13 protein-coding genes are annotated in these 12,611 nt (G+C 70.2%); 10 read left to right on the top strand and 3 right to left on the bottom strand.

Annotated elements, in window-relative coordinates:
• Positions 1–73 precede the first annotated feature (73 nt).
• Positions 74–517, top strand: coding sequence for a cysteine dioxygenase (locus ACZ5J1_RS13725; protein ID WP_464559699.1), 444 nt, complete (start codon positions 74–76; stop codon positions 515–517).
• Here the strand turns inward: ACZ5J1_RS13725 and ACZ5J1_RS13720 are convergent.
• Positions 489–2,471, bottom strand: coding sequence for a helicase-associated domain-containing protein (locus ACZ5J1_RS13720; protein WP_464559697.1), 1,983 nt, complete (start codon positions 2,469–2,471; stop codon positions 489–491). The two genes, ACZ5J1_RS13725 and ACZ5J1_RS13720, sit on opposite strands and share 29 nt — an antisense overlap.
• Positions 2,472–2,513: 42 nt before the next feature.
• On the opposite strand from ACZ5J1_RS13720, the gene ACZ5J1_RS13715 reads away from it, so the two are divergent.
• Entirely contained in the window at positions 2,514–3,779 is a 1,266-nt protein-coding gene (locus tag ACZ5J1_RS13715) for an FHA domain-containing protein (protein ID WP_464559695.1), read from the top strand.
• A gap of 15 nt (positions 3,780–3,794) precedes the next feature.
• Here the strand turns inward: ACZ5J1_RS13715 and lepB are convergent, their stop codons facing one another.
• A complete protein-coding gene (lepB, locus tag ACZ5J1_RS13710; RefSeq protein WP_464559693.1) occupies positions 3,795–4,508 on the bottom strand; it encodes a signal peptidase I in 714 nt (237 codons plus the stop codon).
• 50 nt (positions 4,509–4,558) lie between these two features.
• On the opposite strand from lepB, the gene ACZ5J1_RS13705 reads away from it, so the two are divergent.
• Positions 4,559–5,170 (top strand): HAD family hydrolase, encoded by a 612-nt coding sequence (locus tag ACZ5J1_RS13705; RefSeq protein WP_464559691.1) that lies wholly within the window; start codon positions 4,559–4,561, stop codon positions 5,168–5,170.
• A gap of 70 nt (positions 5,171–5,240) precedes the next feature.
• A complete protein-coding gene (locus ACZ5J1_RS13700) occupies positions 5,241–5,639 on the top strand; it encodes a cold-shock protein (RefSeq protein WP_464559689.1) in 399 nt (132 codons plus the stop codon).
• A gap of 1 nt (position 5,640) precedes the next feature.
• On the opposite strand, the gene ACZ5J1_RS13695 is transcribed toward ACZ5J1_RS13700, so the two are convergent.
• Complete coding sequence (locus ACZ5J1_RS13695; RefSeq protein ID WP_464559687.1) at positions 5,641–6,993, bottom strand: MFS transporter; 1,353 nt, start codon at positions 6,991–6,993, stop codon at positions 5,641–5,643.
• 69 nt (positions 6,994–7,062) lie between these two features.
• Between ACZ5J1_RS13695 and ACZ5J1_RS13690 the strand changes: the two genes are divergently transcribed.
• The 6 genes from ACZ5J1_RS13690 to fusA all read left to right on the top strand — a co-directional run bounded on the left by ACZ5J1_RS13690 (position 7,063) and on the right by fusA (position 12,569).
• Entirely contained in the window at positions 7,063–7,839 is a 777-nt protein-coding gene (locus ACZ5J1_RS13690; RefSeq protein WP_464559685.1) for a DUF3027 domain-containing protein, read from the top strand.
• A gap of 8 nt (positions 7,840–7,847) precedes the next feature.
• The gene (locus ACZ5J1_RS13685; protein WP_464559683.1) at positions 7,848–8,051 is read left to right on the top strand and encodes a DUF2530 domain-containing protein; all 204 of its coding nucleotides are present in this window, start codon (positions 7,848–7,850) and stop codon (positions 8,049–8,051) included.
• A 62-nt stretch (positions 8,052–8,113) separates the two neighbouring features.
• Complete coding sequence (locus ACZ5J1_RS13680) at positions 8,114–9,379, top strand: MFS transporter (RefSeq protein ID WP_464559682.1); 1,266 nt, start codon at positions 8,114–8,116, stop codon at positions 9,377–9,379.
• A gap of 142 nt (positions 9,380–9,521) precedes the next feature.
• The gene (gene rpsL, locus ACZ5J1_RS13675; protein ID WP_464559680.1) at positions 9,522–9,893 is read left to right on the top strand and encodes a 30S ribosomal protein S12; all 372 of its coding nucleotides are present in this window, start codon (positions 9,522–9,524) and stop codon (positions 9,891–9,893) included.
• Position 9,894: 1 nt separating this feature from the next.
• Positions 9,895–10,365 carry a 30S ribosomal protein S7 gene (gene rpsG, locus ACZ5J1_RS13670; protein WP_464559678.1) on the top strand — a complete coding sequence of 157 codons (471 nt, stop codon included), beginning with the start codon at positions 9,895–9,897 and terminating at the stop codon, positions 10,363–10,365.
• A 140-nt stretch (positions 10,366–10,505) separates the two neighbouring features.
• Complete coding sequence (gene fusA / locus ACZ5J1_RS13665; protein ID WP_464564799.1) at positions 10,506–12,569, top strand: elongation factor G; 2,064 nt, start codon at positions 10,506–10,508, stop codon at positions 12,567–12,569.
• The last annotated feature ends 42 nt before the right edge of the window (positions 12,570–12,611 follow it).

Raw genomic sequence — 12,611 nt, 5'->3', positions numbered from 1 at the left:
TTCTAGGAGTGGTGTCCCAAGGGGCGGACCATCTCGACTTTAAAGTCTAGTGAATCACTGTAGTATTTCGACCATGACCGCCCTGACCGTGCTGCCGCTGCTCGAAGCGCTCCGTGAGTTCGCCGCCGACCCCGAGCTCGTGGACCTCGTCGAGGCGCCGGCCGAGGGGCGGGAGTTCCTCCTGCTCCAGCGCACCCCCGAGCTCGAGGTGTGGCTGATCGCCTGGGCGCCCGGCGCGGAGACCGGCTACCACGACCACGGGTCGGCGGCCGGGGCGCACGCGGTGCTCCAGGGGGCGCTGGTCGAGTACAACGTCGACGGGGGCCTCCAGCTGGCCGACCTGGTGCCGGGGGAGTCGCGGGCCTACGCGGCCGGCCACGTCCACCACGTCCGCAACCTCAGCGACGCTCCGGCGATCTCGATCCATGCCTACTCACCGCGGCTGGACGCGATGAACCACTACGACTTCCGCGGCGACCGGCTGGTGCTCACCGCGGCTGAACCCGGACGTCCCTGATCCGGTGGACCGCGAAGGCGCGGTCCTCTCCGCTGCGTTCGTCGAGGGCGCGCAGCATCCCGTCCAGCAGCGCGCGTGGCCGCACCGGGCGGTCGCTCAAGGTGCCGTGGTTGTCGACGTAGGTCAGCACCACGGTCTGGTTGAGCTCGATCGCGGTGCGCAGGGCGCCGAGTGCGTCGGCCGGTGAGAGTGGACCCTCGGCCCGGGGGCGGGCGGCAGCGGCGGCGTCCCCGGCCCTGATCGCGGCGACCACGCCGGGGATCCGAGCAGCCTCCCGTGCCACCGCCGCCGTGCGGTGCCGGTCGCGGGGCTGGCGGGCCCGGTGGTGGTCGGGGCGGGCGACGTGTACCGACCCGTCGAGCGACTCGACCACCGGCGCGACGCCCCACTCACGCAGCCGCGGGAGCAGCACCTCCAACGGGGTCGCGGAGATCAGCACCGTCGGCGCGATCAGGCGCAGCCCGAGCCGCTCGGCCTGGGGATGGTGGACCAGGGCGAGCAGTGCCTCCTCGTCGTCGGAGCGCAGGAACGTCTCCGCGTGGCCGACCCGCACCGTGCCGAAGGTCCGGGCACAGTCGTCGACCAGGTAGGTCAACGGCTGGGGGACCGGCGTGGCCGAGATCGTGGTGAGGAAGGCGTGGATCTCCGCCGCGCTCCACCCGGCGTCCAGGCCGCGACGCATGCTGTCGGCGCTGAAACGGTAGACCGTCGCACCGCCGCCCGACTCGACGTCGGCCAGCAGCCCGAGGTCCCGGGCCAAGCCGCTCTCCAGCGGGCCGGGCGCCACCGCGGTGAGATCGGCCTGGATCACGACGTGGTCGATCGGTGCGGGGAGCACGGTGGCGAGCGCCGCCACCGCTTCGGCCGCGTCGCCGGCGATCAGGTGCCGGGTCCAGGTCGCGGCCCCGTCGAGGCCGAACAGGCCCAGCTCGGCGGCTTCGGTGAGGGTCCATCCCACCTGGCGTTCGCGCTCCGGGCCGCGCCGTGGGCGCTTCCAGCCGAGCGCGGCGAGGAGCCCGGGCAGTCCGGTGCCGGCGGCCAGGGTGACGTCGGGCCCCAGTTCGGCGACCGTCGCCAGGGCCGCGGTCCGCGACTCGACGATCCCGATCGCGCCGAGCTCGGGGGCCAACGCGTTGATCGGCTTGTCCTGACCGTCGCGTTCGCCGACCAGGGCCGGTGCCCGGGAGAGCGCCAACCAGGTTCGCGCCAACGGGATCCAGCGTTCGGCGGGATCCTGGTCCAGCCAGGTGTCGTAGGCATCGGTCGGCATCCACGCGGGATCCCCGTCGGCGTTGGCCGCGGTCGTGGCCAGGCCGGCCGCGGCGGCGATCTCGACCAGCAGTGCCGCCTGGGCGGGGGTGACCAGCAGGGTTCCGGCCAACGACCGCAGGTCGCGCACCCCCAGCCCGCCGGCACGCAGCGCGGTCACCGGTCGGTGGCTCCAGGTCTCCAGCACCAGCTCGATCCGGCGGACGGCCTCGAAGGCAGCACCCGCCGCAGCACGGTCGATCATCGACTGGTCGCGCGCCGCGGTCGGGATCGCCGGTGCCGCCGGCGACGTGCTGGTGGGGAAGCCGCCCGGGCCCAGTGCCTCGGCCACCCCGGACACCACGCGCAGGCCCTCCGGCGAGGGCCACACCAGCGCGCGTTCCTCCAGGGTCCGTACGGCGTCGGCGACCGCGGCACCGCGGCCGGTCAGGTCGTCGCGGGGGACCGGCTGGGCGGTCAGCACCGCACCGATGATCGCCAGCTCGAAGTGGGTCAGGTCGTCGAGTGCTCGGGCCGAGCTCGCCCGGGTCGAGATCCGGGACGCCAGCTGGGAGGAGTCCTGGGGCGCGGGGGTGGCGAGATCGGGTCGGGTGCGCAGCAGCGTGCCCAGGGCGCCCTCGTCCCACCCGCGCAGGTGATCGGCCAAGGAGCGTGCGCCGCCGGAGGTCGCCGATTGCGTGCTCATCCCTCCAACGGTAGCGAGCCTTGATGTGATGGGATGACTCCCGTGACCGAACGGACCCTCACCTATCGTCCCGGCAGCTGGCTCGGCGTCATCGGAGCGAACGCGACGGTACTGCTCCCCGGGTCGGAGAAGGCCCGCGCCGCTGCGCTGTGGCCCTTGGTCGACGACGGGGCCGAGTTCGACGCCGTGCTCGACGCACTCGTCGCCGGCGGACTCTCCTCGCTGCCCGGGTTCGTGCTGCTGACCATCACCCCGGAGACCGTGCGGATCCTCGTCCGTGGAGGCGCGGTCGCGACCCTCGAGACCGAGGACGGAACGACCCGCGTCGCGGCCGACCCCGGTGCGATGTGGACCGAACGCACCGTGCACGCCACCGACTTCGCGATCGCGCTGCCCGACGAGACCGCCGACGGAGCGGCCCTGGCCGTGGTCGACGGGCTGGTCCGTCTGGGTGCGCTCGAGACCCCGGTGGTCGCGCCCCCCAACCTTGCTCCGGTGGTCCAGCTCGCGCCCGTGGCGGTCCCGGCGGCCGACCTGGATCTCGACGACGACCTCGAGCACGACCTCGACGACGACATCGACGACGAGGTGGACGGCGAGGTGGACAGCGACCTCGAGGACACCGGTGCCGACGGCGTGGCTCCGCTCGGTCCGCCCCCCACCTGGACCCCGGGCGCACCGTCCGCCCCGCCGCTGCCCCCGGTCGCGTTGGCGCCGGTGGTCGCGGTGCCCGTCGACGTACCCGACCTCGACGCGCCGGACTTCGACGACGCCGAGACCGACATCCTGGGAGTGATCCAGGAGCCGATCGCCGTCCCGGACCCGTTGACCGACCCCCTCGACGAGCCCGAGGCCGTTGCCGATGACGAGCCGACGGGTCAGGCGGAGCCGATCACCGAGACGTTCACCGGGCCGATCGCCGCGGACAACCTCGTCACCGAGGCCCTGGTGCCGCCGCCGGTCACGGTGGCGCACCTGGTGTTCTCCAGCGGGGAGGAGGTCGACGTCGAGGGCCTGGTGGTGATCGGGCGCCGTCCCGACGCCGGCCGCTTCCCGCCGGAGGACCAGCCGCGACTGGTCGCCGTCCCGAGCCCGCACTCGGAGATCTCCTCGACCCACCTCGAGGTCCGGCCCGGTGCCGGCGCCGATCTCGGCAAGGCCGTGGTCACGGACCTGGGCTCCACCAACGGCACCCTGATCGTGCAGCCGGGTCAACGGCCCGAGGAGCTCCGGCCCGGGATCGCCGTCGTGCTCGACAGCGGTGCCCTCGTCGACCTCGGCGACGGCCTCACCATCCGGGTGCGCTGACCCGGGGATCTCCGGCTACTGCGGTGCGGCGACGTTCTCGAACGTCGCCGGCCGGTGCTCGATCTTGAACCGGCTCAGCGGCCACACCAGCGCGATCACGCGGCCGACCACCAGGTCCTCGTCGACGTAGGCGTCGTCGGGGTCGCAGGTCGCCTCGGTCCCGGGCTGGCACAGGTGGAACGAGCTGTCGGCCGACTCGTCGCGGTTGTCGCCCATCACGAAGAGCTTCCCCGCCGGGACGACCGCCTTCCAGCCGCGGCTGCAGTCCGCCATCGGGCCGTTGCACTCGGTCTGGGGGTCGATGTAGTCGTCCTCGTCCAGCGGGGTGCCGTTGACCGAGATCCGGCCCTGCTTGTCGCAGCAGACGATCGTGTCGCCGCCGACCCCGATCACGCGCTTCACCAGGTGGCCGCCGCTGGGGTACAGGCCGATCCGCTCCAGCGTCTTGGAGACCACGCCGGCAGGCGCCGCGCTCTCCGCTCCGGCGAGCCAGTCGCCGGGATCGCTGAACACGATGATGTCGCCGCGCTGCGGGTGGCCCCACCAGTAGGAGGGCTTCTCCACCAGGATCCGGTCGTTCACCTGCAGACCGGGTTCCATCGACCCCGACGGGATGTAGAACGCCTGGACGAAGAAGGACTTCACGACCACCGCCAAGGCGACGGCCACGACGACCAGGAACGCGGTCTCCCGAAGGACCTTCCACCCACTGCGTTGTTCTGCGGCCACGACCGGACACTACCGGCCGGGTGGATGGACCGGTGGGTAGGCTCGTGCCCATGTCCGGTCAGCTGGTGGTGGGGTTCGATCTCGACATGACGCTGATCGACACCGCGCCCGGTTTCGCGGACGTGCTGCGTGCGCTCGGCGCCGAGATCGGTGTCGACCTTCCGGCCGAGGAGCTGGTGACCCGACTCGGTCCGCCGATCGACCAGATGCTCGCGCCGTACGTCGCCGCCGAGGAGATGGCCGGTGTCACCGACCGCTTCCGGGCGCTCTACCCCGAGCACGCGATCACCAGCGTGCCGGCCCTGCCCGGTGCGCACGAGGCGATGGACGCGGTCCGGGCCCGTCAGGGCCGGGTCATCATCGTGACCGGGAAGTTCGAGCCCAACGCCCGGCTGCACGTCGAGCACCTCGGCTTCGACATCGACCACCTCGAGGGGTGGGTCTGGGGCGTGGGCAAGGCCGACGTCCTGCGTGCCGAGGGTGCCTCGATCTACGTGGGCGACCACATCCATGACGTCGAGGGGGCGCTCGCCGCCGGGGTCACCAGCGTGAGCGTGCTCACCGGCGGGTGCACCCGAGCCGAGCTGCTCGAGGCCGGAACCCACGTCGTGCTGGACTCCCTCGCCGATTTCCCTGCGTGGCTCGAGGGCCATCTGGGCTAGGCTCTGTCGGCCCGGCCAGCGGTCGGATCAGCACAGTCAGCAATGTTCGACGCAAGAAGAGGTCAGCTCGGTGCCCAGTGGCAAGGTGAAGTGGTTCGACGCGGAGAAGGGCTTCGGCTTCCTCTCCTCCGACGACGGTGCCGACGTGTACGTGCACGCCGACGCGCTGCCGGCCGGGGTCGCCAAGACCCTGAAGGCGGGCACGCGGGTCGAGTTCGGCATCGCCCAGGGACGCCGGGGGGAGCAGGCTCTCCAGGTCCGGATCCTCGACGCCCCGGCCTCGGTCTCCCGCAACGTCTCTGCCTCCAAGCGGCGCAAGCCCGAGGAGATGGAGCTGATCGTGGAGAACGTGATCAAGCTGCTCGACGACATTCGTGAGGGCTACGCCCACGGTCGTCCGCCGACGCGCGACCTCGGCCGCAAGATCGCCCCCGCCCTGCGAAATCTCGCCGACGAGTTCGAGCTCTGAGCTAGGCCGCGCTGCGCGTGCGTCGGGCGCCGCTCAGGACAAAAGAGGTCCAGGCTCCGAGCACCACGGTGGCGACGCTCATCCCCAGGTGCGGGTTGAGCGGCAGCGCGATCCCGACGAATCCGCCGATCACCCAGGCGAGCTGCAGCGTCGTGTCGGCCCGGGCGAACGCCGAGGTCTGCACCGAGGGCGGGATGTGGCTCTGGACCGAGGAGTCGAGCGAGAACCTCGCCAGTGACGCGCCCAGCCCGGTCACCAGGCCGAGCAGCACCAGGACCGGCACGGAGTAGAACAGCGCCGCCACCAGCACGGCGGCGGTGTCGGCGACCATCACCACCGAGACCGTCACGGCCGGCCGGATCTGCTTGACCAGGGACGCGGTCACCACGCCGATCAGGTTCCCGAGACCGGCGCTCCCGGCGACCAGTGCCAGCAGCACCGTGGGGGACCAGTCCCCGATCGGTTCGGCCTGCAGCAGGAACGCCATGAACATCAACAGGAACCCGTAGAGCCACTTCGGTGCGCAGTTCGCGCGCAGCGCGTAGGCGACACCCGCCGGCATCGGCATCAGCACCTGCCCGGCGACGGTGGAGCCGTCGCGGCGCAGCGCGAGGGAGCTCTCGCCCACGTTGGAGTCGACGCCCTTCGGCAGCCGGATCGCCATCACGGTGCCGCCGATGAAGACGACGAAGGCCCAGCGCAGCACCCACTCCGAGCCGATCAGCGACACCAGGCCAGCGACCGGAGCCGAGATGGCGACGCCCACGATCCCTGCCATCGCGACCCGGCCGTTGGCCTTGACCAGGGTCACCCCCTCGGGCACCAGACGCGGAACGGTCGCAGCCTTGCTGACGCCGTACGCCTTGGAGGCGACCAGCACGCCGAGGGCGGCGGGGAAGACGAGCGGCGACTCGTTCGCGAACGCCCCGGCCAGCACCCAGCACAGGAATGCGCGCAGCGACATCGTGATCCCGATCGCCCACCGGCGTCCGTGGGCGACCCGGTCCAGCACCGGCCCCAGCAGGGGCGCCACGATCGCGAACGGCAGCATCGTCAGGGCCAGGAAGAGCGCCACCGACTCCCGCGAGGAGGAACCGCCGGAACCCGGCATCTGGAAGAAGAGCGAACCGGCCAGGGCGATCGCCACCGCGGCGTCGCCGGCGGTGTTGAACGCGTGCATCTCGATCAGGCGGGACAGCCCGGTGGACTCGGCGCCCTCGGCCGACGCGGCCCGGCGGGCCTGGCGGTACGCGTAGCGCGAGGCCCGCCCGACTCCGCGGGCCGTCGCGGCCGTGCCGCGGCCCACCGATCCGGCCACCCGGCCGGTCGTGCCGCCCTTCTCGCCCTCACTCACGCCGCCCATCATGGCAACCCGGACCACCCCGAGGAGACAGCGCACCGCCGGATCGGCGATGATGACGCCATGTCTGGTTCGCCCTTGGCCTCGAGCCTCGCCACCGACGCTCCGTCGGGCGAAGTCGACGCCGCTCGCGCCGCTCTCTCCACCGAGTCCGGAGTGGGCCGCTGGCTCGGCTTCGTCGCCGAGGATGACGACGCTGCCGGGGTGCGCACGCACTACTTCCTCACCGACCAGCCCGGCTACGTCGGCTGGCACTGGGCCGTCACCCTCGTCGTGATCGACGGCGTCCCGACCGTCGACGAGGTCGTGCTGCTGCCGGGCGTCGACGCCATCATCGCGCCGGCCTGGGTGCCCTACCGTGAACGGATCCGCCCGGGCGACCTCTCCCCGGGTGACCTGCTGCCGGTCTCCGACGAGGACCCGCGGCTGGTGGCGACGTACTCCTTCGGCGACGACGACCTGGACGCCGACGCGAAGGCGCAGGTCCGCCAGGTCGCGGCCGACCTCGGGCTGGGCCGCGTCCGCACGCTCTCCTCGGAGGGCCTCGACCAGGCGGCACAGCGCTGGTACGACGGCCTCGGCGGTCCGGCCGCCCCGCTCGCCCAGTCCGCGCCGCACCCCTGCCACTCCTGCGGGTTCATGGTCCGCCTGGTCGGTTCGCTCGCGTCGACGTTCGGGGTCTGCGCCAACCGGGACGCCAACGACGACGGCCGGGTGGTCGCGTTCGGGCACGGCTGCGGGGCGCACTCCGAGGTGCGGCTGGCCCGCAAGCACGAGCCGCGCCCGCTGCCGGAACCCGTCATCGACGACCTGACCTCAGAGCTGCTCGAGACCTTCTGAGTCCGGCCGTGGAGCGTCCTCCTCTCGACCTGGCCCGACTCTTCTGGATCGGTTCGATCCTGTGGGCGATCGCCCTGGTCGGCCTGCTGCCCTTCGCCGGTGTCCTCGCCGACGCCGGACGCACCTGGTGGATCTGGTGCTGCGTCGCCGGCACCGGGATCGGACTCCTGGGCTGGGAGTTCATCCGCTGGCGCTCGCGCCGCGTCGTCTGACCCGCTGAGCCGCCGAGACACTCGGCGGAATACTCTGGGCAGATGCATTGTTCGGCTATGCAGTGAGCCAGACCTTCCGCGCCCTGCGCAATCCCAACTACCGCCTCTACCTGGCGGGGAGCCTGGTGTCGAACACCGGCACCTGGATGATGCGCATCGCCCAGGACTGGTTGGTGCTCAAGCCGCTCGACGGCGGCGGTGCGGCGGTCGGGCTCGTGACCGGACTCCAGTTCCTCCCCGTGCTGCTCCTGACCCCGTACGCCGGGGTGATCGCGGACCGGGTGCCCAAGCGGGTGCTGCTGCAGATCACCCAGGCGGTGATGGCCCTGGCATCGCTCGCCAGCGCGGTCGTGGCGCTGACCGGGCACTCCTCGCTCTGGTTCGTCTACCTCTGCGCGATCGTGCTCGGCATCGGCGCGGCCTTCGACGCGCCCGCCCGGCAGTCCTTCGTCTCCGAGATGGTCGGCCCTGAGGACCTGACCAACGCGGTCGGCCTGAACTCGGCCAGCTTCAATGCCGCCCGCCTGGTCGGTCCCGCGTCGGCGGGACTGCTGATCGCGCTGTGGGGGAGTGGTCAGGCAGCGACCGGTGGCGTCTTCGCGCTCAACGCCGTGTCCTACCTCGCCGTCATCGTCCAGCTCGCCCGGATGGACGTGACCCTGCTGCGGCCCGAGCCCCGGCAACAGCGCCGGCGGGGAGCACTCGTCGACGGGGTGCGGTACGTCGCCGGCCAACCGCGGATGATCTACGTCCTCATCCTGGTCTTCTTCGCCGGCACCTTCGGACTGAACTTCCAGCTCACCAGCGCGCTGATGGCGACCGAGGTCTACGGCAAGGGGGCCGGGGAGTTCGGGGTGCTCGGTTCCGCGTTGGCAGTCGGATCGCTGGCCGGCGCCTTGATGGCCGCTCGGCGCATCCGGATCCGGCTGCGCCTGCTCGCCCTGGCCGCGATCGGCTTCGGCGTCGCCGAGATCATCGCCGGCTCGCTGCCGACGTACCTGCTCTTCGCCCTGTTCTCCCCGGTGATCGGGTTCTGTGCGCTCACCCTGCTGAACTCGGCCAACTCGACGATGCAGGTCGCTGCCGACCCGGCGATGCGCGGGCGGGTGATGGCGCTGTACCTGACCGTCGTCCAGGGCGGCACCCCCATCGGGGCACCGATCGTGGGGTGGATCGGTGCCACCTACGGCGCCCGCTGGACGTTGTGGCTCGGAGGTGGTTTCGTGGTGCTCGGAGCCGTGCTCGCCGTCGGCGTGCACAGCCGCCTCAGTACCACGGCCAGAGCCACCCCGGTTGGCGTTTTGACCCCCTCACCGGCACGCCGGTAGCCTTGGGGATCGTGTCTGGGACGACCAGGCCGCATCGCATTCCACGAACCGCCCCTTCTCACGGGTGGATGCACACGTGGAAGCGCGAACCTCCGGGGCATGGCGCCGCGGAGAGACAGTAGACAGGAAAGGGAACCACCCGGTGCCCACTATTCAGCAGCTGGTCCGTAAGGGCCGCCAGGACAAGGCGTCCAAGTCCAAGACGCCTGCCCTGAAGGGATCTCCGCAGCGCCGTGGCGTCTGCACCCGCGTTTACACCACCACCCCGAAGAAGCCGAACTCCGCCCTCCGGAAGGTCGCCCGCGTGCGCCTCTCCTCCGGCGTCGAGGTCACCGCTTACATCCCCGGTGTTGGCCACAACCTTCAGGAGCACTCCATCGTGCTCGTCCGCGGTGGTCGTGTGAAGGACCTCCCCGGTGTCCGTTACAAGATCATCCGCGGCACGCTTGACACCCAGGGTGTCAAGAACCGCAAGCAGGCCCGTTCGCGCTACGGCGCGAAGAAGGAGAAGTGACATGCCTCGTAAGGGTCCCGCTCCCAAGCGTCCGATCGACGTCGACCCGGTCTACGGGTCGCAGCTCGTCACGCAGCTCGTTTCCAAGGTCCTGAAGGACGGCAAGAAGCAGGTTGCCCAGCGCATCGTCTACACCGCGCTCGAGGGTTGCCGCGAGAAGACCGGCACCGACCCGGTCCTGACGCTCAAGCGCGCCATGGACAACGTCAAGCCGGCCATCGAGGTCAAGTCCCGCCGCGTCGGTGGCGCGACCTACCAGGTTCCGATCGAGGTCAAGGGCACGCGTGGCACCACGCTCGCGCTGCGCTGGCTCGTCGGCTACTCGCAGGCCCGCCGCGAGAAGACGATGGCCGAGCGCCTCATGAACGAGATCCTCGACGCGAGCAACGGCCTGGGCGCCGCTGTGAAGAAGCGCGAGGACACCCACAAGATGGCCGAGTCCAACAAGGCCTTCGCGCACTACCGCTGGTGATTCTCTGAGGGCGCCGGCCGGCGCGAACCGTTGGCCGGCGCACTCTTCACCGATCCACACTTCATCCAGTCCTAAGGAACACAAAGACAGTGGCTGTCGACATCACCACGGACCTCAAGACCGTCCGCAACATCGGCATCATGGCGCACATCGATGCCGGCAAGACCACCACCACCGAGCGCATCCTCTTCTACACCGGTATCTCGTACAAGATCGGTGAAGTCCACGAGGGTGCCGCCACGATGGACTGGATGGAGCAGGAGCAGGAGCGCGGCATCACGATCACGTCCGCCGCGACGACCTGCTGGTGGAAGAAGCACCAGATCAACATCATCGACACCCCCGGGCACGTCGACTTCACCGTCGAGGTGGAGCGTTCGCTCCGCGTCCTCGACGGCGCCGTCGCCGTCTTCGACGGTGTGGCCGGTGTTGAGCCCCAGTCCATGACCGTGTGGCGCCAGGCGAACAAGTACGCCGTGCCCCGGATGTGCTTCATCAACAAGCTCGACCGCACCGGTGCTGACTTCTACCGCGTCGTCGACACCATCGTCAGCAAGCTCAACGCCACCCCGCTGGTGCTCCAGCTCCCGATCGGTGCCGAGTCCGACTTCATCGGCGTCGTCGACCTGGTCGAGATGAACGCCAAGGTGTGGCGCGGCGAGACCAAGACCGGCGAGGACTACGTCGTCGAGGAGATCCCCGCCGACCTGGCCGACAAGGCCGCCGAGTACCGCGAGAAGCTCGTCGAGACGCTGGCCGAGGCCGACGACGCGACGATGGAGACCTACCTCGAGGAGGGCGACGTCTTCGACGTTCCCACCCTGAAGGCTGCGATCCGCCGCGCGACCCTCGCCGACAAGCTCAACCCGATCCTCACCGGCACCGCGTTCAAGAACAAGGGCATCCAGCCCCTGCTCGACGCCGTGGTCGACTACCTGCCGTCGCCGATGGACGTCGACTCGATCGTGGGCCACAAGCCCAACAACGAAGAGGTCGAGATCACCCGGCAGCCGTCCGACGACGAGCCGCTGTCCGCGCTCGCCTTCAAGATCGCGACCGACCCGCACCTCGGCAAGCTGATCTACGTCCGCGTCTACTCGGGCAAGCTCGAGGCCGGCGGCACCGTGGTCAACGCGACCAACGGCCGCAAGGAGCGGATCGGCAAGGTCTACCAGATGCACGCCAACAAGCGTGAGGAGATCGCGTCCGTCGGTGCCGGCCAGATCGTCGCCGTCATGGGTCTCAAGGACACCAAGACCGGTCACACCCTGGCTGACCCGCAGAACCCGGTCGTGCTCGAGTCGATGACCTTCCCGGCCCCGGTGATCGAGGTCGCCATCGAGCCGAAGACGAAGTCCGACCAGGAGAAGCTCGGCGTCGCGATCCAGCGTCTGTCCGAGGAGGACCCGACCTTCGTCGTCAAGACCGACGAAGAGACCGGTCAGACCATCATCGCCGGTATGGGTGAGCTCCACCTGGAGATCCTCGTCGACCGGATGAAGCGTGAGTTCAAGGTCGAGGCCACCGTCGGCAAGCCGCAGGTCGCCTACCGCGAGACCATCCGTGGCACCGTCCGCGGTCACGGTTACACGCACAAGAAGCAGACCGGTGGTACGGGTCAGTTCGCCAAGGTCCTCATCGACCTGGAGCCGAACATCAACCCGGAGACCGGCCTCGGCGCTGGCTACGAGTTCGTCAACACCGTCACGGGTGGTCGCGTCCCGCGCGAGTACATCCCGTCGGTCGACGCTGGTGCCCAGGACGCGATGCAGTTCGGTATCCTCGCCGGCTACCCGATGGTGGACGTGAAGTTCACGCTCACCGACGGTGGCTACCACGACGTGGACTCCTCCGAGCTCGCCTTCAAGATCGCCGGTAACCAGGCCTTCAAGGAGGCCGCCCGCATGGCCAAGCCGGTCCTGCTGGAGCCGATGTTCGCCGTTGAGGTCACGACCCCCGAGGACTACCTCGGTACCGTGATCGGTGACATCAACTCCCGTCGTGGCCAGATCCGCGCGCAGGAGGAGCGTCACGGCGATCTCGTCGTGTCCGCCCTTGTGCCGCTGTCCGAGATGTTCGGGTACGTTGGCGACTTGAGGTCCAAGACCTCGGGTCAGGCCTCGTACTCGATGGAGTTCGACTCGTACGCCGAGGTTCCCACGAACGTCGCCGACGAGATCATCAAGAAGGCTCGCGGCGAGTAATCGTCCGGGGATTTGTCCCCGAGAGCCTGCGGCATCACCCTT

The sequence above is a fragment of the Nocardioides sp. JCM 18999 genome, from assembly GCF_055391175.1.
The sequence above is the reverse complement of the archived record's forward strand: the minus strand, read 5'-3'. Positions and strand labels throughout refer to the sequence as shown.

Excerpts from the sequence above, each read along its gene's own strand:
- ACZ5J1_RS13725 (WP_464559699.1), top strand. The coding sequence starts at position 74 with ATGACCGCCCTGACCGTGCTGCCGCTGCTCGAAGCGCTCCGTGAGTTC.
- ACZ5J1_RS13720 (WP_464559697.1), bottom strand. The coding sequence starts at position 2,471 with ATGAGCACGCAATCGGCGACCTCCGGCGGCGCACGCTCCTTGGCCGAT.
- ACZ5J1_RS13705 (WP_464559691.1), top strand. The coding sequence starts at position 4,559 with ATGTCCGGTCAGCTGGTGGTGGGGTTCGATCTCGACATGACGCTGATC.
- ACZ5J1_RS13690 (WP_464559685.1), top strand. The coding sequence starts at position 7,063 with ATGTCTGGTTCGCCCTTGGCCTCGAGCCTCGCCACCGACGCTCCGTCG.
- rpsG (WP_464559678.1), top strand. The coding sequence starts at position 9,895 with ATGCCTCGTAAGGGTCCCGCTCCCAAGCGTCCGATCGACGTCGACCCG.
- fusA (WP_464564799.1), top strand. The coding sequence starts at position 10,506 with ATGGCGCACATCGATGCCGGCAAGACCACCACCACCGAGCGCATCCTC.